Consider the following 20,344-nt stretch of genomic DNA (forward strand, 5'->3'; position numbering starts at 1 on the left):
TTCCTTGAGAGAAAAAGATAAAGCGATATATAATATTTAGAGAAGTTTAGGATAATAAAGATTTCTTCAAAGTATAGGTGTACAACAAGAATTTGAAGTTAAGTGAATTATAAATTTTAATAATAAAAAATAGGAGGTAATTAGTATGATTACAAAAGATAAAAATATAGAGTGCGGATATGTAACAACTGAAGGTGATAACTTATACTACGAAGTACGTGGTAATGGTAAAACTCTATTGTTGATTCCTGCTGGTGAGGGAAAATACTATTCAGGTCTTGCAGATATACTTAGCAATGAGTATAAAGTTATAACTTATGATCGTCGTGCAAATGGACGAAGTACGATAAATGACCCTCAGAATTTTGAGATTGGCCAGCAAAGTCGTGATGCTGTAGCTATTTTACACGCAGTAGGTGAGGAATCAAGTTTTGTATTTGGTAATAGTGCAGGTGCAGTAATTGCACTGGATATGGCAAAGACATATCCAGGTTCTGTTCTTGCTGTGATAGCCCACGAAGCACCAATGGCAAGGATGCATCCAGAAGCTCCAAAATGGCAACGATTTTTTGCTAGGGTATATTTAACAGCATTTCGCTTTGGGTCAACAGTTGCATCACTTAGGTTTATGTTTGGTGCTCAGGTTCCTGTAATAAAGATGATTAAGGCATCAAAAAAGGCAGAAGAATATATAAGAAAATACAACAGTCCAACAGATGAACATCATAAAAGTTCAAATAATGAAGCAGATATCCCAATGAAGCTTGAATTGCTCCAAGTTACTAACTATATGCCAGATGTTGAAAGACTTAAGAAGAGTGGTGTCAAGGTATTTATGGCAGTTGGAGAATGGTCTTTAAATAAGAAGACATGGTATGCAATAAGTAATAAAGTTTTAGCAGAGAAATTAGAGTGTGAGCTGGTGACCTTTCCAGGACATCATGGTTCCTTAGCGGATATGCCTGATGAATGGGCTTTAACGCTAAGGAATATATTACACAAGGTAGAATACTAAAGGGAGGATTTATACTAATGAATTGATATAAATCCTCGCTGAAAAAAATAAGATAGTTATACATTACTAGTGCGATATAAATCCAGACCTTTCATTACATAGGGACGGACAATATCTACAAGTAAATTGATTTGATTATTTTCACCAGATATAAACCAAGAATAAGTAGCACTATAGATAGCTGAACATGTCATGGCTGAAATGATTTTTATATTTAGGTTGTCTTTTATACTGAAAGTATTTCCTTTCGAAAATATATCTCCTATAGTTTGCTCAAGCATATTTTTTATCTTATTGTCAACAAGCGTAGCGATGGATTTGGAATTCCATCCGCATATCTTATAAAAAGTTACAATGTAATTGTGTGTTAATAAGATTAATTTGTTACATATTTCATCTGTAAATTCCTGAGCAGACATAACTTCTTCAGGAATCATCTTATAAAAAGCTTGTTCTGTAATTTCTTCTAACAAAGCATATTTATCTTCATAATGTGCATAAAAGGTAGCACGGTTAATAGAAGCTCTCTCTGCAATATCTTTTATAGTAATTGCATCAAATCCTTTTTTCTGTAATAAAATGCTGAAGGCGTCCCTTATTAATTGTCGTGTGCGTAAAACTCTTGGATCTTCTTGATTTACCATATATATTCCTTTCCAAAACATCAAATTTTAAAATTTGTTGTTTAAGCAACTTTTCATTTATTCTGATGGTTGTAGTCATAAGAGCATCGTACTAATATAATATCATACAGGTGTTGCTTAAACAACGTGTGAATAATTTTAAGAAAGGAATGACAATATGAATATAAAGCAAAAAAGAATTTTGATATTTGGAGCAGGGGTGGTTGGAAGTATATATGCACTCAGATTTGCTCAGTCTGGAATGGATGTCACACTACTATCGAGAGGAAAGAGGTTAGAGGAATTAAAAAATGATGGATTACGATATAACGACAATGGAAAGATAAAGAGTATGTCTATTAAGACAATCGAAAAATTGGAAGATGATGATATTTATGATTTCATCTTTGTTACTGTACGTTATGATCAGGCTGAATCTGCGCTGCATACAATTAAGAATAATCGTAGTAAAACTATTATCACCTTAACCAATACTATGGGATATGACCACTGGCTTGAAATTGTAGGAGACAGATTGCTTCCTGGATTTCCAGGCGCAGGTGGAGATATGAAGGAGGGTATTCTGTATGCACAATTTGGTTCCGAAAAGCATCAAGGAACTATTTTTGGTGAAATAAATGGACAAATTACCGAAAGAGTGAAAGAACTTGCGCAAATATTTGAAGCTTCAAATTTACATTATGAAATACAAGAAAACATAACAGCATTTCACATTTCCCATACAGCAACTGCTATAGTTATAAAACATTTTTATACCAATACTGGTATGATGGATATAGAAACAGCAAAAAGCGAAAGCACCTTACTAAACATTGCCACAGAGTTAAAACAAAATATACATATGGTAGCCCAAGCTGGAATTCCAGTAATCCCACCAGAAACTAAGGCATTAGGAGAAATGTCAGAAATGGATATTATTAATATGTACAGAAAGATGCTCAGCATAGAGTTTACCATTGATGTTTTGCTTGGAAACCATGCTGTAAGTGCAAAAGAAGAAATAATGCAGTTAGATGAGATATTTAATAAAAAGATACGTGATAGACCATGAAATAAACATTAAATTTATAAGTAACAGAAGTTTTTAGTCTTGATCAAGTATATTACTTGGTTAAGGCTATTTTTATTCTTATAAACCTGGTTCGTTAGCAATGCACTTTTACAAAATATGTTATAATAGAAAGATAATTGATTTTTAGTGAGATACAAGAAGTAATCTTAAAGGGGGCTTTAATATGGAAAATCTTAAAGTAGCTTTATTGCAGCTTATGCCTGAAGATACATTAGAGGGCAATATGCAGAAAGGATTGAACTATTGCAGAAGATCGAAAGAAATGGGTGCAGATATTGCATTGTTTCCTGAAATGTGGAGCGTCGGTTATAATATCCCTGAAGATATAGATGAATTGAAGGCAAATGCTGTATCTGCTAATAGTAATTTTGTTAATTCATTTGGTGAACTTGCAAAAGAACTTAATATGGCTATAGGAATAACATTTCTTGAAGCGTATGAGCCATTACCAAGGAACACCCTCTGTCTATTTGATCGTTTTGGTAACAAGGTACTTACCTATGCAAAGGTACATACCTGTGATTTTGGCGATGAATGTAGACTTACGGCAGGAGAAGATTTTTATGTTACTGATTTAGATACTAAGCAAGGTAATGTAAAAATAGGTGCAATGATTTGCTATGACAGGGAATTCCCAGAAAGTGCGAGAATTCTTATGCTAAAAGGCGCTGAGATTATTTTAGTACCAAACGCTTGCCCTATGGAGATAAATCGCATTTCACAACTGCGAGCAAGAGCATATGAAAATATGGTTGGTATTGCAACAGTAAATTATCCAAAAGGCAAACCTGACTGCAATGGCCATTCTTCTGCATTTGATGGAATTGCGTACAGGCCTTCAGATTTTAGTTCAAGAGATACCCTTATTATTGAAGCTGATGAACGAGAGGGAATTTATATAGCTGACTTTCCTATAGATGAAATCAGAGAGTATAGAAGTAGTGAAGTACATGGTAATGCATATAGACATCCACAGAAGTACAAATTACTTATTTCTGAAAGTATTGAAGAGCCATTCATCAGAAAGGATTACAGAAAATAGCAAAAGAAAGCAAATATTATAGAGAGTAGGGATATATATGAGATTAGAAACTGATAGAACAGTTCTTCGTCATTTTGAAGAAAAAGACTTAGAAGATTTATATGATTATTGCAGTCAAGATGGTGTTGGAGAAATGGCTGGATGGAAGCATCATGAAAGTCTATCAACTTCAAAAGAAGTGCTAAAAAGAAATATTCAAAATAGTAATGTTTATGCAATAGAAAATAAAGAAAATGGAAAAGTGATTGGCCATATTGCAGTGAATAATGATTCTGAGAATGGAAGAGAAGATACAAAAGAATTGGGTTTTGCACTTAATCGTGATTACCATAATAAAGGAATAATGACGGAAGTAACTTATAAGATTTTGGATTATCTATTTTCTAATGAAATAGAATACGTATATGCTTGTTGTTTTCAAGATAACAAATCATCTAAACGATTGATTGAAAAATGTGGGTTTACCCTCGAACAAGAAGGTTCATTCTATTCAGAATCTCTTGATAAAACATTTAAGTCCTATGAGTATGTTTATAGTAAGAATAATTGGAAGTTACAGAATAAACATTAATTATATGAAAGATATCACTTAACTATGAGCTTATAGTATAGGATATAGATAAATGTCTTAAGTAAGAAATAAGTTTAACAAATGAAGAAAATAAGCTTTAGCTAGTTGTAGCTAAAGCTTATTTTTTATACCAGTAAGAATAAAGTCTATCACATCTTGAATTAAGATTTCTTGATCAACTGGAGTTTTCTGCATTTTCCATCGATAAACAGCGTTATAAATTGAAGTGCTTATCATTGTTGAAATTAGTTCTATACGCATTATTTCATGTTCAGCCAATACGGGTTCAATTTTTAGAGCTGTATATATAATAGAATAAAGCTCTTCAGTTATCTTATTTCCGATTAGCGGAAGTATGGAAATATATCCGCAATCACAGGTAGCCTTTATCATTTCAAAGAAATCGCAAAGACAAAGAACCAAATTGCGTATTGAATGCTCGTTTATAGAGAGTTCCTCTTGAATCTTGCTTGATAGAAGTTCTGAGAATTTTTCAGCTATAAGTGTATCAAGAAGATCATATTTGTCAGTAAAATGTGCGTAGAAGGTTGTACGGTTTATGGTTGCAGTGGTGGTAATATCCTTCACCGTAATAGATTCGAAACCTTTTTTAGAGACCTCTGAAATAAACGCATTGATTATTAGGTCACGTGTTCTTTTTACTCTTGGATCATTTTCATTCATTGTTGCCATTGATAAACCTCCTCTCAAAAGAAATTATTTATTTAACGGACAGATTTAAAGGAGTGTTACCTAACCGACACTTCCTTAAATCTGTTGATTGTAAAGCATATAAGCATAGTATATATTCTTAGTATAAGAGACATGTGTTGCTTTTGCAATATGTGTTGAGTTTGACAGTAGTATTTAATTATCTATAATTTTAGGAGGAAGTTTTTATGATTTTTTATTTTAGCGGCACAGGTAATTCTGCAGCAATAGCAAAGAAAATTGCTTCAAATATTGAGAATGAGAAGGTTATTTTTATCCCGGATCTCTTAAATTCAAATGCGGACTTATCTATATATAACAATGAAGAAAGAATAGGTTTTGTTTTTCCATGTTATACGGCAAATCCACCAAAGATGGTTTTAGAGTTCTGTGAAAGATTATCAAAGCAGATTGATTTTAGCAATAAATATGTTTATTCAGTAATAAATTATGCTAATCATGTTGAGGCAGCATATTTAACCTTTAAGAAGAAATTACCCAAACTAGATAGTTGGTTTGAAATAACCATGCCTGGGAATATTATTTTGAGAAATTTTAATATTAGGGATAAAGAATATAATAAGAAATTATTAGATGATTCTGAAATTATAATCAGTAAATTTGTGCAAGATATTAAGGGAAAAAGAGCAATAATAATGTACAAAAACTCAGATATTAAAGCACTATTATCTACAAAACTTGGATTAGTGTTACATGAAATTGTATTTACCAGTCAACGTAAAAAGTTCTATGCAGATGATAACTGTGTAAACTGCGGAAAGTGTGAGAAAGTATGTCCAACTAATAATATAACCTTAAAAGATAAACCTCTTTGGGGAAATAACTGTACTGCCTGCCTTGCATGTATTAATAGATGTCCTAAAAAAGCAATTCAAAATGGGAAAGAAACAATAAAGAAGGATAGATATGTTCATCCAGATTATAAATAGAGTAGGAGCTGGTCATATGTTAATGATAGAAAAAGTAGAAGAGGTAGGGAAGGCCATTAAAAATTTTATTTAAAATTTGATGTGTTTTTCTACAATACATTTAATGTGGTTCTTGATATAATGTAGTTACCATGTATTTACAATAGTGAATACTATTAAAGATGTATCTAATATGAGAGGTGTATCATGAAGAAATTATCTCAAGAAGCGTATCAAGAAATTAGTGGATGGGTTCATAGGAATGCAAGGCCCCTTGATTTGGCATTGTGGCAATATCATTTTGAAAATGGAAGTAAGGATGCAGTAATTTCAGCATTAACATATTACCAAAATAGTGACGGTGGTTTTGGTAATACAATTGATGCCGACAATTGGAATCCAAATTCTACTCCCTATAATGCCTATATTGTAATAAAAATGCTTAGGCAAATAAATTTTACTGATGTTACTCATTCTATGTATCAATCAATATTCAACTATCTTGAAAATACTGAGTACAAAGCAGACTATGGCTGGTTTTTTACTATTCCATCAAATGATGGCTATCCTCATGGATGTTGGTGGGATTTTAATGAGCAAACAAACACATTTCAAAGCATTGGAATTACAGCAAGTCTGTGTGGTTTCATCCTAAGGTATTGTGATAATAAGTCTAAGGTATATGAAATGGCTTTTTCCTATACAAACATGCTAATAGAAAAACTTAAATCGAAAGCTGATTACGGAGATATGGGTGTTCAAGGGTATTGCGAATTACTAGAAGACATAGAAGCCTCAGATGTTAAGGATTACTTTGATTATGAATATCTTTGTGAAAAATTAGCTGTTTTGGTTCGCAACAAAATAAATAATGAAAAAGATAACTTTATGGCAAATCCTCTAGATTTCATTTTGTCACCTAAAAGCAGATTTTACGAAGAAAATAAAGTCGAAGTGGAGTTAGCTCTTGATTTATTAATAGAAGAAAGACCAGAATCTAGTGTTTGGAATATCCCTTGGGAATGGTATGATGGGGGAAAGTATTCTAAAGAATTTGCCATTAGCGAAAATTGGTGGAAAGCATATAAAGCGATGGAAAAACTTTTGCAGCTAAAGAGTTTTGGGAGACTAGACAATTAGTTTAATATTATATTATGATGAAAACTCTTACCCAAAAAATAGGTAAGAGTTTTTTTGTTAAATAAAAGAAGGATATTTCTATAATTAGGTTAGAAAATGGAAGCAATAAATAATGGTTAGAATAGTATGGTATAATTGTAAATATTATAACAAAGATGAATTTATGTATTTTATTTAGTATTGTGAAAGTAAAGAGGTGATTAAATGTTTGAAGAAGGTTTCCCTGATGATTTAAGAGATGATGTATTGCTAGTAGTTAAGTTAATTCCATTTAAAACTTTTTCAGACATAAGTATAGTTACATCAGCGGATTATATTCAGTATTTTCAAGAGGGGCGATTGATTAAATTCCCGCATCGCATATATTTCATTGATTTAGATAGTGAGTGCATGGATAAATTAACTTTACAACAACAAATGATTTTACATTGCATCTATACAAGAAGTTGCGATGGCTATGTCCGGCAAAAACATTTACGAGCACTACTTGAAAAGGAGTATGAAGAGTGGACTATCCCGTATATTGTAAAACTCTGTGACGAGTATGTTGTTCAAATAATAGAAATGACTTATGATATTTTGAAATTACAAAATACAGAAAAAATCAAGAAATTTTGTTGGGAAAATAGACAAGCTTTCTCGAGTAGTTATGATAGAATGACTAGTTATTGGAATGAATATTATAGATATGAATACAATTATTTTAGTGATTATATCGGAAGAAAATTGTTCATAGAATGTTTTGGTTATTCTAAGTCAGTTAAAAAAGCCATAAAATAGTCTGTGTAAACTTCAGAAATTAACAATAATGAAGTAAACACAGACTATTTATTTTAAATTTGATTTCTATAAGACTTAAAGAATGCTCGAAGTTCTTCAGCTAGAAGTTCAGGTTCTTCCATGGCAGTAAAATGGCCACCTCTAGGTAGTGTAGTCCATCGAGTTATATTTAGATTCTGCTTAGTCCACTCTTTAGGTGGAAGTAATATATCAGCAGGGAAAATAGCCATGCCTGTTGGTACATCAATAGAGCCCATTGGGGGTAAAGAATGTGTATTTTCATAATATATATTTGCTGAAGAGCCAATGGTATTTGTAATCCAATAAATCATTATATTAGTGAGGAGTTCATCCATGCTAAAGCTTTTACTTAAATCACCTTTACAATCACTCCAGGCACGAAATTTCTCAATAATCCAAGCTGCTAAGCCCACTGGAGAGTCAGAAAGTCCATATGCAAGAGTTTGAGGTTTGGTGGATTGAATAGACATATAAGCTCCTTCTTCAGAAATCCACTTAGAGGCAATTTTCTTATATTTAGCCTCTTCCACTAAAAGATCTAGATTATCCTGTGAAGTCATTAAAGTTTTTATAATACCAACATCTGTTAGATGGATTCCTATTAGAAGTTCAGGATGGTTTAATGCAAGATACCTTGTAACTCCAGAACCAACATCCCCTCCAGCAGCAGCAAATTTATTATATCCAAGTTTCTCAGTCATTAGCTTTGCCCAAAGTTCAGAAACACGAGAATTGTTCATTCCACCATGCTTAGGTTTACTAGAAAAACCGAACCCAGGTAGAGAAGGGATAATTACATCAAAGGAATCTTCAGGATTTCCTCCATATTTAACAGGATCAGTAAGTAGTGGTATAAGTTTTTTATAACGTATATAACTATCAGGCCATCCATGAGTTAAGATAATTGGAATAGGGTTAGGTCCTTTTCCTTTTTCGTGTATAAAATGAATATCTATCCCATCTATTTCACAATGAAACTGAGAAAAACTATTTAATTCAGCTTCTTGTGCACGCCAGTCAAAATCCTCTAACCAATAAGAAACAAGGGACTTAAGATAATTTATATCAGTGCCTCTTTCAAAGCCTAAACCTTCTAACTGATCTGGCCATTTAACATTTTTTAATCTGTATTCTAAATCATTAAGTACCTCATCAGATACTTTAATATTGAAGTGCTCTATAGACATAATAATTCTCCTTTCGTAACCTTTAAGTGTTTATCAATAGTTTATCATTTAGAAATTATGATACAATGAGATAAATGAAGCTTTAAACTATACTATTTGTTAATGGGGGAATGTTTATGCCTCAAATGGATCGTTACAAGAATAGAGCAGTATATATTGAATTTAATACAGAGGAGAATTTCGATAAACTTCCTTATGAAGATAGATTTACAATAGTTTTTGTAACAAATGGAAGCGTGAATTTAAAACTTAATGACTATCCAATAAAAGTTGTTGCTCCAAGTGTTCTTTGTTTATCAAAAGAGGATAGAATACAGGTTATTGAAAAGAATAATTTAGCCGCTCAGTCATTTTGCTTTCATCCGGACTTCTTTAATACCGCTTATTTTTCTGAAGAAACAGGATATATGTCAAACAGCTTAAAAATAGAAACAGGGCTTTCTCTCTTTAAAAAGGATAATATCAATACTGGTGTATATGCTGTAACTGAAAAAGCTTATCCTAAACTATATGAATGGTTTTTTATCATGGGAACAGAAGTACATGCACAGAGTGATTCTCTTTGGGTGTGCAGAATAAAGAAGTACCTAATACAAATATTAGGGTTGCTTGAGGAACTAAACAAAAGTGGTGAGCGATCACCTGTCCATTTGGTTTTAGAATATATACATACAAACTATAGTGATAAAATAAGTTTAGAGGATTTAACAAGATGTGCTCATTTAAATAGAGTGTCTCTAAATAAAATGTTTAAAGAGTTAACTAGCTATACTGCTATGGGATATTTACTTACATATAGGCTAAAACTCTCAGAGAGTCTTTTAACTCATACAGATATGAGCTTAAATGAAATTGCACGGGCTACTGGCTTTGAGTATGATACCTATTTTATAAAACAATTTACTGCAAAGAGAGGAATGACTCCAACGGAGTTTAGAAAATCTTCTCGGGAGTTTGTTTATTATTATCAATAAAAGAGACAACATTAAATATACATTCTTAGAACATTTATTTTTCGCTAGGGCTATTGGATTATATTTATGTTATAAACTATGAATCTTAGAAAAGTGCTAATCTTGTGAAGATGAGCACTTTTTTCTTTGCTTCTAATTTTAATTTCAAAATCAGGGTGTTTCAGCTTTTATCTCTAATAGTCTTATAGATAAAAAGATTTTGCATATTTCATCACCATGTTCTAAGCTTATACCAGTCATATCTTTTATTTTGTTGATACGGTAGAATAAAGTATTTCGATGAATGTTTAATATTTTTGCAGCTTCTCCTGGAGAAGAAGAATAAAAGATATACTGTTTCAATGTTTCTAGAAAGTTTGTTCCATTCTCTTTATCATAAACCATAAGCATTGAGACAGCCGGATGGCAAAAATCCATCTGATTATATCTATTTGAGATCAATTCATAGATGATATACAGAGTACAATCCTCAAAAAAGGAACAATTCATATTTCTTTTTAGACCTATCTCCATAGCGGTAACAGCATTCAAATAGTGTTTTTTTGAATCGTTCAAAAGAGTATACTTTTGGCTTATTCCAGCATATAAATTATTTTTACTCAAGAAGTGAGTAAAGTCACTATTGTTGGTGTTAAAAAGTTTATCAAATAGGAATTGATCAATAAAAGCTACAATTCCAGGATTATAAATAATACATTGAGTAATAGGAATGTAAGATTTTAAAGTTCTAAAAATAGTAGAAATCTTACTGTCAAAAGTTTCTTGCCTGTTACTTCCAATAACCATAATATAAAGATTATCTGCCCTAGCCCATTTTAAATAGTGTTGTTTGTTTTCTATAATAGACTCGTCAATCTGTTTTCCTTTTATAAGGTCAGCTAATAAATAATTTGGGAGATTGTTGTTATCTAAATTTAAAAGAATATTCTTTTGCAATTGAGCAGATATAAGTGCACTAACCTTGTCTATTAGCATGAAATCAATATCTTGAAAGGGGATGCCATTTTCGTAAACAACAAGTTCTCCAATTTCAATGATATCAATTTTTATGGAATTTATTAGAGTTCTATTTGAAGTAGTCTCTTTTATTAAAGTATCATTTATTTTATTTGAATATATTAGTGATAAGGTATCTTCTGAAAGGAAAATATTCTTATTTTCATCTGTAATAAATTGAAAAACATTTTCGGCATCATATGAAGAAGCCAAGAGCTTGCCGCTTGCATCCATTAGAATCAATGGTCTGTTAAATCTTTCTCTTGCTTTATCTATCAGATATTGAAGGCCTTTATTAGAACAAAAGCCATCAAAGAGATCCTGCATATAAAGTGCAAGTTTTATATCTACTTCATTTAGATTATCTATATCGAAGTTTTTTTTCATGGAAACCTCCTAATATTTTAATTGTGCTATAGCACAATTTCCTATGTTCTTATAAAAGAAAATTCAAATTTTAGTACATTGTTTATGCAATTACAGTATATTATAATCAGAAATATAAGGCAAGACGGCTATCTAAAGTGTATTGTACTGAAGCATAATACACTAATGAAGAATACTGAAAGTTATACTGCAGGTGATTATCCAGTATTATGAATGTGATTAAATCTGGTAGTTTTTCAGCCTTGAGAATATTGTAATTTCATAGGAGGTACTAAAATGTCTACTACCATAATAAAAAATGTGAAAATATTTAATGGTATTGAATGCATAGAGGCAGATAAAGTAGTAATTGAAAATGGATATATTACTGATAAAGCAGAAGGAGACATTGAGATTGATGGAAGTGGATGCACCTTACTTCCAGGATTTATAGATGCACACATTCATCTATATGAAAGTAAAAACCTAAAGGAAGCTTCAATGTATGGTGTTACAACTATGATGGATATGGGAACACGTTCACCGGAAGTAGTCGATAGTCTAAAAAATTTATCTGGCTTACCTGATATACGAAGCAGTTACTGTCCAGCTTTCGCTTCAGGAAGTAATATGCCAATTAAAATGGGGTATTCTGAATCCGCTTATGTAATAAGTGCGACTGATGCGGAACGTTTTGTAAATGAACAGATAGCAAATGGTGCAGATTACATTAAAGTTATTTTAGAGGAACAAAGTGTAAGTGTTAAGACTACGACATTTCCACTAGAAATTGTTGCTGCGATTGTTGTTCAGGCTCATATTAATGGCAAAAAAGTCATTGCACATGCTGTTTCAACTAACTCATTTAAAACTGCAATAAAAGCTGGCGTAGATGTAGTGACACATATTCCATTTGTTGAACCTTTAACAGAAGAGATTATTGAATTGATGAGCAAGAACGGTACTGTATCAGTTCCGACAATGGTAACAATGAAAGGGATTGTTGAATCTATTAAAAAATTTAATCCCTACGCGCCATTGAATTATGATTACGTTAAGGAATCAGTTGCAAAACTTTATAAAGCTGGTGTGACAATTATGGCAGGAAGTGATTCGAATACAGGTGATCCAACAACTCCATATTCTGCACCCTATGGTATTTCACTTCTTGATGAACTTAAACTAATGGTTGAGGCTGGTTTTACACCTATACAGGCAATACAAAGTGCAACAAGTATAACAGCAAAATATTTTGGCATGGATGACAGAGGAATTATTAAGCCAGGCTATAGGGCAGACCTTATTCTTATAAAAGGTGATCCAACTGTAGATATTAATGTAGTGAAGGATATTAAACAAGTTTGGATTCGTGGAAAGGAGACTATTAAATAATCATTAATAGCAGACAATTATAATTCATCCGTAAAAATACCTAAAGGTTTTGCTACAATGAGAAAAAAGGTCCGATTCAAATAAAAATCAGACCTTTTTTATATTAATTTATCTCAGCATTTTTCAAAAACTTTATTATATAACTTAAAGTGTAAAAATCTCTATCTAAATTAGTGCTAATGTAATTTAAGCCCTTTATTAATGTTTCTTCTTCAAAGTTTTCCAAAAGAATCATTATATTTAAGTTATTAAGACTACCATCTTTTGTATCTAGAACCCTTGAAGCTTTTATATGTTCATTTTTTAAAGCATTAAATGCAGCAGTTTGCAAACTTTCACTTATTTCTATATTAGGCATTTCACTAAAAATTCTTATTTGTGGATTTTGGGTATTTAAATTTTTAACATTAGTTAAATCAGTTGATAAGAATATAGTATTGATAAACTTTGCATCCTTGAAATTAACACCTTCTAATTTTACAGAGTCAAAGATGGTGTTTTCAAAAACTGCATCCTTAAAGTCGCTGTCTTTCAAATTAGTTCCTATAAACTCAGCCCATTTAAAACTACAACTAAAAAAATTAGTTGATTTAAAATGTGCCCCTCTAAAACTTACATAATCAAAATTTGAACCTTCAAAATCACAATTATAGCAATTGCTTCTGGATAGGTTTTTATACATAAAGTTTTTATCTTTTTTCTCAATATTATTATAATTGAAGTTTCCTTTAACACTTTGATTTCTAGCCATTACTTCCTCCATCTAATACTCTTCTTGAAATTTTAAGCTTTATTGTTCTTTCTATTTCATCTAGCATTTTCTTATCTTTAGGATCAATAAATAGGCAAGTATAGCCTTCTTCTCCAGCTCTTCCTGTTCTACCAATACGGTGAATATAGCTTTCAACAGTTTCTGGAATATCATAATTATATATATGACCAACTCCATTTATATCTAACCCTCTAGAAGCAACATCTGTGGCAATTAAGTATTGGAAATCACCATTTCTAAAAGCTTTCATAATTTTTTCACGCTTTGCTTGCAGTACATCACTATGAAGTTTTTTACAGTCATATCCGCGTTTATGAAGTGCAGCCTCAAGATCATCAGCTCTTCTTTTGGTTCTGCAGAATATTATGGCCATAAAAGGATTATCTTCATCTAGAACTTTACATAAAGAATCTTGCTTCCATCTATCTGTTGTTTCAACTACCTCTTGCTTTATTGTATCTAGAGTAACTTCTTCTTTTTTTATAGATATTGAGAAAGGATCCTTCATATATCTATAGGCTAATTTTTTTACATCAGAATTTAATGTTGCAGAAAAGCATAGTGTCTGACGGTTTTTATTGGTTTCTTTTATGATAGTTTCAACTTCATTTTTAAAACCCATTAAAAGCATTTGATCAGCTTCATCTAATACAAAAGTTTTTAATTTACTTAGGTTTATGGTTTTTCTTTCAATATGATCAAGAAGTCTTCCAGGAGTTGCAATAACTAGATGAATGTTTCCTCTAAGCTTCTTTAGTTGAGACCCTATATCTTTTCCACCATAAGCAGCTAATATGTTTATGTTCTTGCCCTTTTTTAGCTTCTTAGCTTCTTCAGTTATTTGAAGAGCTAGTTCTCTAGTAGGTGTTAAAATTAGAGCCTGAACTACATTTGAGTCTGGGTTTATATTTTCAAAAAGAGGAAGTAAAAATGCAAGAGTTTTACCAGTTCCAGTTTGTGCTTCAGCTATAACATCTTTTCCATCCTTTATAAGGTTAATGCTTTGAGCTTGTATTGGAGTTGGCTCTTTAATCCCTTGGTTTTTTAATACCCTCATTATATCTTCACTAATACCTAATTCTTTAAAATTCATATGTTCTACCTTTCGTTATTAACTTAAATTTTTCCTGTTAGTGCTAGTTAATAATACCACAGTAATAGTATTATCTCTATTAAATTTTTAATTCTAATAGAGGTAAGCGGAAATATTTGTTTTATAATTAATTTAACTAGAAATAATTATATAAATTAATGAACCTTTTGTAGAGATAGCTGCTCATTTATTATGTAGTTCCTAGGAGCAAGGAGGAGAAAGGCTTGGATAAAATAGATCTAATAAAAAAATTCCAATTTGGTGACGTAGATAGCTTTGAACAATTATATAAAATTTATAGTAAAAAGGCTTTTGGTTCAGCTTATCTTATATCTGGTGATAAGGATATTGCTGAAGATATTGTCCAGGAGACTTTTTTTCAGTGTTTTAAGGAAATTAAGAAGCTTAAAGAACCCCTTGCATTTGATGTTTGGTTTTATAAGACTCTAGTTAGATATGCTTGGAAAATATCCGCAAAGCATAAAAAGACAATACCTTTAGAAGACATTGATTATGAGAGTTTAAGTTCAGAGATGGATTATAGAGAAACAAAGTTAATGCTTGATCAAGCTATAGAAAAGCTTTCACCTTCTTTAAAAACAGTAATAATTTTATATTATTTTAATGACATGTCAATTAAAGAAATCTCAAAGATACTTGGATGCTTTCAAGGAACAGTTAAATCTCGTTTATATAATGCAAAGAAAGCACTTAAAAAGGTACTTGTTGAAAGTGAAATAGAAGCTTTTTATAAAGAAATCAATGGAATAAAGGAGTGTAAGGTTAATGATTGATGAATCAAAGCTTGAAGATGATATTAAATTGATATTAGAAGCAAAAACTGAAAAAGTTAAGTTATCTAAAGAAATGTTTTCAAATATAGTAAAGAGGCTAGAAAATAATAAAGAAGAAAGTAAATTTATAATTCCAAGGGGTATATTTAGGAGAAGCATAGCTGCTTCCTTATCAGGAATCTGTATCCTTATGTTCATCTTATTTATTACTTCAGGTGAGATTAGAACATTTGCTTATGAAACAGCAAATAATATAAAATCAATTTTTGTATTAGATAAGTATAAGGATGGATATAAGCTTGCTCAAAAAACAACGTCAGAAGAAGTGCTTATGCCAACATTTACTCAAAGTACAAAATTAAATGATGAGGAACTTTCTAATAAATTAGGCTTTAAGGTTGTATTTCCAAGTTCACTTAAAGATGGATATGAGTATTATGGAAGAGCAGAATCAGTTGGAATTAACAAGAAAGTAAGTGATGAAGTTAGTGAAAAGCTTCAAGGAAAATTACAGAAAGCTATAAATGATGAGAATACATTTAAGGATTTAAAAGACTACTTACCATTTAGAAGTGTGTTTGGAATGTATAAAGATAAGAATGGAAATATAATATATTTAACTATGACATCTTCAGAAATTAAGGTAAGAAGTGATGATGCTGAAACATCTAATAAAGTTGAACTAAATAAATGTGATGCTTATTGGATTCAAGAGGTAGAGCCAGATTATACATTAACTAATGAAGAGGGAATATTCAAAGCAGATATTCACATAAGGCCAGAAAATATAACTAAAAAGCATTTTTTAACTTGGCAGTATAGAGGAGTTAACTATTATCTTAATACCTATAAAGCTGAAGAAATCAAGCTAGAAGATGCGGTAAAAATGGCTAATTCATTTATGGAGCAGCAATAAGGAGTTTATTATAATGGAAAATAAAACTTTTCACTGCAATTATTGGTAACTTAGGAGTATAATATATTTAAGATTTTAACTAACGTGTAGTGGAGGATATATGGTGAACAAGGTATATTTTAAAGGGATTGATTCTTATTCTAAAACTGAAGAAATTAGTGCAGCAGCAGGTGAACTTTTAGAGAAATTAGTAAAAGAGGAAAATATAAAGCTTGAAAACTTTATACCGCTTAAAGTTCATTTTGGTGAAAGTGGAAATAAGACTTTTATTGAGTCTAAAAATTTTGGAGGAATAATAAATTATTTAAAAGATAGAAAAATAGAAAGTGCATATATAGAAACCAATGTTTTGTATAAGGGAGAAAGAACAACAAGAGAGAGACATATAAAGCTTGCAAAGGAGCATGGTTTTACCGAGCTTCCTGTAATAATTGCAGATGGAGAACATGGTGAAGCTTACGAAGAAGTCGAGATAAATAAAAAGAATTTCAATAAGTGCAAGATAGGTAAAGAAATAGCAGATAAAAAGCAATTAATCGTTATAAGTCACTTTAAAGGACATGCGTTAGCAGGCTTTGGAGGAGCTATAAAACAACTTGGTATGGGTTGCGCGGCAAGAGGAGGTAAGCTTGCACAGCATGCAAACTCTATACCTAAAATTAGTGCATTAAAATGTAAGGCTTGTAGCGCTTGTGCAAAAAGATGTCCGGAGAATGCAATAACTCTAAATAAGAAAGCAAAGATAGATAAAGACAAATGTGTTGGTTGTGCGTCATGCATGGCAATATGTCCACATGGTGCTATAACCAATAGCTGGTTTGCATCTATTTCTAAATCTTTTAATGAAAGACTATCTGAATATGCTTATGCAGCAGCAAAGGATAAAAAGAATATTTATATAACCTTTGCCTTTAACATTACTAAAAATTGTGACTGTGAAGGACATAATATGAAACCAATAGTTGATGATGTGGGAGTTTTTGCATCCCTAGATCCAGTAGCTATTGATAAGGCATGTTTGGATATGATTGATAAGGACAATAATAGAACTGTATTTAGAAGAGGGAGATATACTCTTGATTACGCAGAAAGTATAGGCTTAGGCAGCCAAGAGTATGAGCTTATAGAGGTTTAGGTGAGGATATTTGTGAAAAAGAGAAAGTATATAATACTAGGTGTAATTATAGTTCTTTTAGCTTGCGGAATATTTATGTACTCAGAGATGCGAATATCTAAAGGTGTTGTGTATGATTATATAAAAGCTAGAAGTGGGGAAGAAGTAGCAGACAAAGTTAAAATAGTTCCTACACTAAAATATTCTAAAAAATTTGGATACGAAATTGATGTTTATAGTTACGATAAAATAACTGGTATTAATGAAGTAATATTCTTTAATATGAAAAGAGATAAAGACAGAACCTGGAACATAGATAGTATAAAGACGAATCCATAAATGAAATATCGATTAACAATAAAATCCACTAGTTTAACTAGTGGATTTATATTATAGGCTAATTTTTTTAAGCCAATTTTTAATTTGCTCTCTATCAAAATTACTCATGGTTTCAAAACCAGAAAGGATAGTTGATTTGGGACATTCCTTCTCAATATTAATTTGAATTTGTCCTAATCCACCACCGCCGTGAGTACAGAAAGGAATAATTGTTTTTCCTTGCAAATCTACGTTTCTTAAAAAACTTAATATGGGTGGAGCAAATGATTTAAACCAATTAGGTGTTCCTAAAAAAATGTAGTCATAGGACTCAACTGATTCAACTCCAGATAGTAACTTAGGGCAATATCCTCTCTCAATTTCATTTCTTACTTCCTTTGTTGCTGTATTATAATTAAAGGCATAGGATTTTTCAGGAATTAACTCTCTAATATCTCCTTTAGTTTGCTCTGCTATTTCTTCTGCTAATCTTTTTGTTGTATTAGAAAAAGAATAAAACACTACTAATATTTTACTCATTATTACCTCCACAAAGTCTTATTTATCTTCATATTACATAAATGATCATTACGTTACTTAATTATAACATTAATTTAAATACATGGAATTATAAAATTAAATAGGCAAATTTTATAAATATTTGACAGAAACTTATAGTTATAAGTTAATAATAGATAGAAGGAGGGGAAAGACATGGGAGAGTTTAATGAAAGTGAAATTATACAAGGCATTAAAGCTATGAACATGGACAGCTTCCAAAAACTTATGACTCATTATGGAAAATTAGTTTATTACGTGGCCAGTAAAATATTAAACGAACCTTATGAAAAAGAAAGCATTGAAGAGTGCTATAATGATGTGTTTATGACTATATGGTCTAATATTGATTGCTTTGATTATAACAGAGGAAACTTTAAAGCATGGTTAATATCTATAACTAAATACAAAGCATTAAATATTAAAAGAAAAAGTTTAAGAGAAAATAATGTTTTAGAATATATGGATGAGATTACTTCAATATATGATGATGGCTTAGAGAAAATTGAGAATAAAGAACTAATAAATGAACTTCTTGAGAATTTAGAAGAAAAGGACAAGACTATATTTCTTAAAAGATATTTAGAGGGAGTTCCAATTAAAGAAATAGGAGAAGAACTTGGATATTCAGAGGAATATATATACACAAGAATTTCTAGAGCTAAGAAGAAAATTAAAAGAATAGTAGGTGATTATAATGGATGATAGAGAATTATTAAAGTTATTAAACACCGTGGAATATTCAGAGGAAGAGATAAATGCAATTGAAGAAAGTGCACTAGAAGCAACTAATAGTGTAGGAGAAGATTTATATAATGTAAAAAATGATAAGATATTAAGAAAAGTAGCTTTTATGAGACTAGAGGGGAAAGTTAAGGAAAGTCTTCTTGAGGATGAAAAAATAGAATATAAAATGATTATGCTTCAAAGTAATTATGAAAAAGAGATTTTTAGAATATATGCTGCATCAGATTGGGGAATACCTAGAGTATATATTGCTCTATTCATTACGAATAAGAGAATATTTGCATATAAAATGAGTAAGTTATATGAGGTGTTAGAGGAATATTGTAATGAAATAAAGAATCTAGAACATCTAGTAGATTTATGGGAAAAGTGCGATACCATTACTTTTGAGTTTAATGATGAATATACTATATCTGCAAGAGCATATGGTGAAGATAATAGAAGAGTTTTTATGGAAGCAATTAAGTATTTAAATGAAATCAAAGGTATTAAAATTGAAGAGTATAAGAAAGTTAAGGTAAGTATACTTGCTTGGATTATTAGTCTTATTATTGTTCTACTAAGTATAGGCATATTTTTATCAACTACTAATGATGCGATAAGGCAAATTTTTAAGTAATTTATTTTGGAGGTGTAAAATGCTTGAAAAAGCAATTATTATAGCAACAAAAGCTCATATGGGGCAAGTTGACAAAGCTGGAGAAGTATATATTCTTCATCCACTTAGAGTTATGCTTTCAGGGAAAACAGAGCATGAGAGAATATGCGGGGTATTACATGATGTAATAGAAGACTCAGAGATTACCTTAGAATATTTAAGAAAAGAAGGCTTTTCAGAAGAAATTCTAGATGCTTTAGATGCCTTAACAAGAAAATCTAATGAGAGCTACGATGAGTTTACAGAAAGGGTTATTCATAATAAATTAGCTTGTCATATAAAACTAGCGGATCTAAATGACAATATGAATTTATCCAGGATTAAAAATCCTACAGAAGAAGATTATAAAAGGATAGAAAAGTATAGTAAAGCATCTGATAGAATAATTAAGAGGCTTAAAGATTAGATTAATTGATTTACTTTATGAATATGAGTAGCTGCAAATGAAATTGTAGCTACTTTTTTGTTTAAACAAATAACAATAAAGTGAAACAAAGTACAACAAAATACAATAAAGTATTGACAATAGCAATA

General features: G+C 30.9%; 23 protein-coding genes. 16 read left to right on the top strand and 7 right to left on the bottom strand.

The genetic code is table 11. From position 1 onward, the window contains the following. Positions 1-145 precede the first annotated feature (145 nt). Complete coding sequence (locus tag PTZ02_RS04260; RefSeq protein ID WP_274226576.1) at positions 146-1,015, top strand: alpha/beta fold hydrolase; 870 nt, start codon at positions 146-148, stop codon at positions 1,013-1,015. Between the two features lie 56 nt (positions 1,016-1,071). Here the strand turns inward: PTZ02_RS04260 and PTZ02_RS04265 are convergent, their stop codons facing one another. Continuing rightward, positions 1,072-1,659 (bottom strand): TetR/AcrR family transcriptional regulator, encoded by a 588-nt coding sequence (locus PTZ02_RS04265; RefSeq protein ID WP_274226577.1) that lies wholly within the window; start codon positions 1,657-1,659, stop codon positions 1,072-1,074. A 157-nt stretch (positions 1,660-1,816) separates the two neighbouring features. On the opposite strand from PTZ02_RS04265, the gene PTZ02_RS04270 reads away from it, so the two are divergent. The 3 genes from PTZ02_RS04270 to PTZ02_RS04280 all read left to right on the top strand — a co-directional run bounded on the left by PTZ02_RS04270 (position 1,817) and on the right by PTZ02_RS04280 (position 4,344). After that, positions 1,817-2,710: a ketopantoate reductase family protein gene (locus PTZ02_RS04270; RefSeq protein ID WP_274226578.1), complete on the top strand. Its 894-nt coding sequence runs from the start codon at positions 1,817-1,819 to the stop codon at positions 2,708-2,710. A 184-nt stretch (positions 2,711-2,894) separates the two neighbouring features. After that, positions 2,895-3,773, top strand: a complete 879-nt coding sequence (locus PTZ02_RS04275) for a carbon-nitrogen hydrolase family protein (protein WP_274226579.1) — start codon at positions 2,895-2,897, stop codon at positions 3,771-3,773. A gap of 37 nt (positions 3,774-3,810) precedes the next feature. Further along, positions 3,811-4,344: a GNAT family N-acetyltransferase gene (locus PTZ02_RS04280; protein WP_274226580.1), complete on the top strand. Its 534-nt coding sequence runs from the start codon at positions 3,811-3,813 to the stop codon at positions 4,342-4,344. A 111-nt stretch (positions 4,345-4,455) separates the two neighbouring features. On the opposite strand, the gene PTZ02_RS04285 is transcribed toward PTZ02_RS04280, so the two are convergent. After that, positions 4,456-5,037: a TetR family transcriptional regulator gene (locus PTZ02_RS04285; protein WP_274226581.1), complete on the bottom strand. Its 582-nt coding sequence runs from the start codon at positions 5,035-5,037 to the stop codon at positions 4,456-4,458. 206 nt (positions 5,038-5,243) lie between these two features. Between PTZ02_RS04285 and PTZ02_RS04290 the strand changes: the two genes are divergently transcribed. The 3 genes from PTZ02_RS04290 (at position 5,244) to PTZ02_RS04300 (ending at position 7,904) form a co-directional block, all read left to right on the top strand. Then, on the top strand, positions 5,244-6,005 hold the full coding sequence (locus PTZ02_RS04290) for an EFR1 family ferrodoxin (protein WP_274226582.1): 762 nt from the start codon (positions 5,244-5,246) through the stop codon (positions 6,003-6,005). A 186-nt stretch (positions 6,006-6,191) separates the two neighbouring features. Continuing rightward, complete coding sequence (locus PTZ02_RS04295) at positions 6,192-7,124, top strand: hypothetical protein (protein ID WP_274226583.1); 933 nt, start codon at positions 6,192-6,194, stop codon at positions 7,122-7,124. Positions 7,125-7,328: 204 nt separating this feature from the next. Beyond that, positions 7,329-7,904 (top strand): hypothetical protein, encoded by a 576-nt coding sequence (locus PTZ02_RS04300; RefSeq protein WP_274226584.1) that lies wholly within the window; start codon positions 7,329-7,331, stop codon positions 7,902-7,904. Positions 7,905-7,957: 53 nt separating this feature from the next. On the opposite strand, the gene PTZ02_RS04305 is transcribed toward PTZ02_RS04300, so the two are convergent. Continuing rightward, complete coding sequence (locus tag PTZ02_RS04305; RefSeq protein ID WP_274226585.1) at positions 7,958-9,112, bottom strand: epoxide hydrolase family protein; 1,155 nt, start codon at positions 9,110-9,112, stop codon at positions 7,958-7,960. A gap of 116 nt (positions 9,113-9,228) precedes the next feature. Here PTZ02_RS04305 and PTZ02_RS04310 point away from each other — a divergent pair, with 116 nt between their 5' ends. After that, positions 9,229-10,086, top strand: a complete 858-nt coding sequence (locus PTZ02_RS04310) for a helix-turn-helix domain-containing protein (RefSeq protein ID WP_274226586.1) — start codon at positions 9,229-9,231, stop codon at positions 10,084-10,086. Positions 10,087-10,236: 150 nt separating this feature from the next. Here the strand turns inward: PTZ02_RS04310 and PTZ02_RS04315 are convergent, their stop codons facing one another. Next, the gene (locus PTZ02_RS04315) at positions 10,237-11,469 is read right to left on the bottom strand and encodes a PucR family transcriptional regulator (protein ID WP_274226587.1); all 1,233 of its coding nucleotides are present in this window, start codon (positions 11,467-11,469) and stop codon (positions 10,237-10,239) included. A gap of 276 nt (positions 11,470-11,745) precedes the next feature. Between PTZ02_RS04315 and PTZ02_RS04320 the strand changes: the two genes are divergently transcribed. Continuing rightward, a complete protein-coding gene (locus PTZ02_RS04320; protein ID WP_274226588.1) occupies positions 11,746-12,840 on the top strand; it encodes an amidohydrolase family protein in 1,095 nt (364 codons plus the stop codon). A gap of 103 nt (positions 12,841-12,943) precedes the next feature. Here PTZ02_RS04320 and PTZ02_RS04325 read toward each other — a convergent pair whose 3' ends face one another. Both PTZ02_RS04325 and PTZ02_RS04330 read right to left on the bottom strand, forming a co-directional pair. Then, positions 12,944-13,591, bottom strand: coding sequence for a pentapeptide repeat-containing protein (locus tag PTZ02_RS04325; RefSeq protein WP_274226589.1), 648 nt, complete (start codon positions 13,589-13,591; stop codon positions 12,944-12,946). Beyond that, positions 13,584-14,705 (bottom strand): DEAD/DEAH box helicase, encoded by a 1,122-nt coding sequence (locus tag PTZ02_RS04330; protein WP_274226590.1) that lies wholly within the window; start codon positions 14,703-14,705, stop codon positions 13,584-13,586. The genes PTZ02_RS04325 and PTZ02_RS04330 overlap by 8 nt, the downstream gene beginning before the upstream one ends. Positions 14,706-14,929: 224 nt before the next feature. Between PTZ02_RS04330 and PTZ02_RS04335 the strand changes: the two genes are divergently transcribed. The 4 genes from PTZ02_RS04335 (at position 14,930) to PTZ02_RS04350 (ending at position 17,868) form a co-directional block, all read left to right on the top strand. Continuing rightward, complete coding sequence (locus tag PTZ02_RS04335; RefSeq protein WP_274226591.1) at positions 14,930-15,499, top strand: RNA polymerase sigma factor; 570 nt, start codon at positions 14,930-14,932, stop codon at positions 15,497-15,499. Continuing rightward, positions 15,492-16,415 carry a hypothetical protein gene (locus tag PTZ02_RS04340; RefSeq protein ID WP_274226592.1) on the top strand — a complete coding sequence of 308 codons (924 nt, stop codon included), beginning with the start codon at positions 15,492-15,494 and terminating at the stop codon, positions 16,413-16,415. Before PTZ02_RS04335 ends, PTZ02_RS04340 begins: the two co-directional genes overlap by 8 nt. Before the next feature lie 100 nt (positions 16,416-16,515). Next, on the top strand, positions 16,516-17,550 hold the full coding sequence (locus PTZ02_RS04345; RefSeq protein ID WP_337992982.1) for a DUF362 domain-containing protein: 1,035 nt from the start codon (positions 16,516-16,518) through the stop codon (positions 17,548-17,550). Between the two features lie 12 nt (positions 17,551-17,562). Beyond that, positions 17,563-17,868, top strand: coding sequence for a hypothetical protein (locus PTZ02_RS04350; RefSeq protein ID WP_274226594.1), 306 nt, complete (start codon positions 17,563-17,565; stop codon positions 17,866-17,868). 51 nt (positions 17,869-17,919) lie between these two features. Here PTZ02_RS04350 and PTZ02_RS04355 read toward each other — a convergent pair whose 3' ends face one another. Beyond that, positions 17,920-18,387 carry a flavodoxin gene (locus PTZ02_RS04355; protein ID WP_274226595.1) on the bottom strand — a complete coding sequence of 156 codons (468 nt, stop codon included), beginning with the start codon at positions 18,385-18,387 and terminating at the stop codon, positions 17,920-17,922. A gap of 174 nt (positions 18,388-18,561) precedes the next feature. Between PTZ02_RS04355 and PTZ02_RS04360 the strand changes: the two genes are divergently transcribed. Genes PTZ02_RS04360 through PTZ02_RS04370 form a run of 3 tightly spaced genes read left to right on the top strand, consistent with a single transcriptional unit; the run spans position 18,562 to position 20,216 of the window. Then, positions 18,562-19,110: a sigma-70 family RNA polymerase sigma factor gene (locus PTZ02_RS04360; RefSeq protein ID WP_274226596.1), complete on the top strand. Its 549-nt coding sequence runs from the start codon at positions 18,562-18,564 to the stop codon at positions 19,108-19,110. Continuing rightward, positions 19,103-19,771, top strand: a complete 669-nt coding sequence (locus PTZ02_RS04365) for a hypothetical protein (RefSeq protein ID WP_274226597.1) — start codon at positions 19,103-19,105, stop codon at positions 19,769-19,771. Before PTZ02_RS04360 ends, PTZ02_RS04365 begins: the two co-directional genes overlap by 8 nt. 19 nt (positions 19,772-19,790) lie before the next feature. Then, positions 19,791-20,216, top strand: a complete 426-nt coding sequence (locus tag PTZ02_RS04370) for a GTP pyrophosphokinase (protein ID WP_274226598.1) — start codon at positions 19,791-19,793, stop codon at positions 20,214-20,216. Positions 20,217-20,344: the final 128 nt, after the last annotated feature.

Source organism: Clostridium sp. 'White wine YQ' (genome assembly GCF_028728205.1).
Classification (GTDB): Bacteria; Bacillota; Clostridia; order Clostridiales; family Clostridiaceae; genus Clostridium_T.

Bases quoted from the DNA above. Each gene is read 5' to 3' on its own strand.
- PTZ02_RS04260 (WP_274226576.1), top strand. From the start codon at position 146: ATGATTACAAAAGATAAAAATATAGAGTGCGGATATGTAACAACTGAA.
- PTZ02_RS04265 (WP_274226577.1), bottom strand. From the start codon at position 1,659: ATGGTAAATCAAGAAGATCCAAGAGTTTTACGCACACGACAATTAATA.
- PTZ02_RS04270 (WP_274226578.1), top strand. From the start codon at position 1,817: ATGAATATAAAGCAAAAAAGAATTTTGATATTTGGAGCAGGGGTGGTT.
- PTZ02_RS04275 (WP_274226579.1), top strand. From the start codon at position 2,895: ATGGAAAATCTTAAAGTAGCTTTATTGCAGCTTATGCCTGAAGATACA.
- PTZ02_RS04280 (WP_274226580.1), top strand. From the start codon at position 3,811: ATGAGATTAGAAACTGATAGAACAGTTCTTCGTCATTTTGAAGAAAAA.
- PTZ02_RS04285 (WP_274226581.1), bottom strand. From the start codon at position 5,037: ATGGCAACAATGAATGAAAATGATCCAAGAGTAAAAAGAACACGTGAC.
- PTZ02_RS04290 (WP_274226582.1), top strand. From the start codon at position 5,244: ATGATTTTTTATTTTAGCGGCACAGGTAATTCTGCAGCAATAGCAAAG.
- PTZ02_RS04295 (WP_274226583.1), top strand. From the start codon at position 6,192: ATGAAGAAATTATCTCAAGAAGCGTATCAAGAAATTAGTGGATGGGTT.
- PTZ02_RS04300 (WP_274226584.1), top strand. From the start codon at position 7,329: ATGTTTGAAGAAGGTTTCCCTGATGATTTAAGAGATGATGTATTGCTA.
- PTZ02_RS04305 (WP_274226585.1), bottom strand. From the start codon at position 9,112: ATGTCTATAGAGCACTTCAATATTAAAGTATCTGATGAGGTACTTAAT.
- PTZ02_RS04310 (WP_274226586.1), top strand. From the start codon at position 9,229: ATGCCTCAAATGGATCGTTACAAGAATAGAGCAGTATATATTGAATTT.
- PTZ02_RS04315 (WP_274226587.1), bottom strand. From the start codon at position 11,469: ATGAAAAAAAACTTCGATATAGATAATCTAAATGAAGTAGATATAAAA.
- PTZ02_RS04320 (WP_274226588.1), top strand. From the start codon at position 11,746: ATGTCTACTACCATAATAAAAAATGTGAAAATATTTAATGGTATTGAA.
- PTZ02_RS04325 (WP_274226589.1), bottom strand. From the start codon at position 13,591: ATGGCTAGAAATCAAAGTGTTAAAGGAAACTTCAATTATAATAATATT.
- PTZ02_RS04330 (WP_274226590.1), bottom strand. From the start codon at position 14,705: ATGAATTTTAAAGAATTAGGTATTAGTGAAGATATAATGAGGGTATTA.
- PTZ02_RS04340 (WP_274226592.1), top strand. From the start codon at position 15,492: ATGATTGATGAATCAAAGCTTGAAGATGATATTAAATTGATATTAGAA.
- PTZ02_RS04345 (WP_337992982.1), top strand. From the start codon at position 16,516: ATGGTGAACAAGGTATATTTTAAAGGGATTGATTCTTATTCTAAAACT.
- PTZ02_RS04355 (WP_274226595.1), bottom strand. From the start codon at position 18,387: ATGAGTAAAATATTAGTAGTGTTTTATTCTTTTTCTAATACAACAAAA.
- PTZ02_RS04360 (WP_274226596.1), top strand. From the start codon at position 18,562: ATGGGAGAGTTTAATGAAAGTGAAATTATACAAGGCATTAAAGCTATG.
- PTZ02_RS04365 (WP_274226597.1), top strand. From the start codon at position 19,103: ATGGATGATAGAGAATTATTAAAGTTATTAAACACCGTGGAATATTCA.
- PTZ02_RS04370 (WP_274226598.1), top strand. From the start codon at position 19,791: ATGCTTGAAAAAGCAATTATTATAGCAACAAAAGCTCATATGGGGCAA.